This is a genomic window from Flavobacterium taihuense (assembly GCF_019351435.1).
GTDB classification, from domain to species: domain Bacteria; phylum Bacteroidota; class Bacteroidia; order Flavobacteriales; family Flavobacteriaceae; genus Flavobacterium; species Flavobacterium taihuense.
The window spans coordinates 1-521 of record NZ_JAHWYN010000072.1 but is presented as its reverse complement, the minus strand read 5'-3'; the positions used below and the strand labels follow the sequence as shown (position 1 = coordinate 521).

Here is a 521-nt window from a genome sequence, read left to right as displayed (position 1 = left end):
AACGTTCCCGCGCTAAAAGCAGTTTGGGACTAAATTAAGCCTATTCTTCGGATTTGCCAAATCATCCAAATACAAAACCATATTTAAATTAAGCCAAATACCCAAATTGCTTGTAGCGTGTGTTGTAGGGCGTAACAATATGCGCAAACCATTTCCGTTTCTATTGCTTCTTTTTAGACAATGATTGGCTTGAGTATTTTCTGCTTCACGAGTTCTTTCTTATTTACGTTTTGCAACAATCAATTTTTCCATTCTTCTTTTAAAACACTATAAACATACGTTCCTTCACTATCTCCGTAAGATTGAATGTTGTAATTTCTTAAAAATCCCTCTTTAATGGCTCCAATTTTTTCTATTGCCTTTTGTGATTTTAGGTTTTTTACATCAATCTTAAATTCTACTCTTCTTAAATTTAGAGTGTTAAAGCAATAATCTAAGAGAAGTGCTTTGCAAATTGCATTTATACCTGTTCCCTGAAACTTTTCACCAATCCAAGTCCATCCAATTTCTAATCTCTTATT

Annotated in this window: 1 protein-coding gene; it reads right to left on the bottom strand. The window is 32.8% G+C overall.

The genetic code is table 11. The annotated features are described in order from the left end of the window. Nucleotides 1–239 precede the first annotated feature (239 nt). A partial coding sequence (locus tag KZH69_RS20410) for a GNAT family N-acetyltransferase (protein WP_219319311.1) occupies nt 240–521 on the bottom strand: 282 nt, incomplete at its 5' end.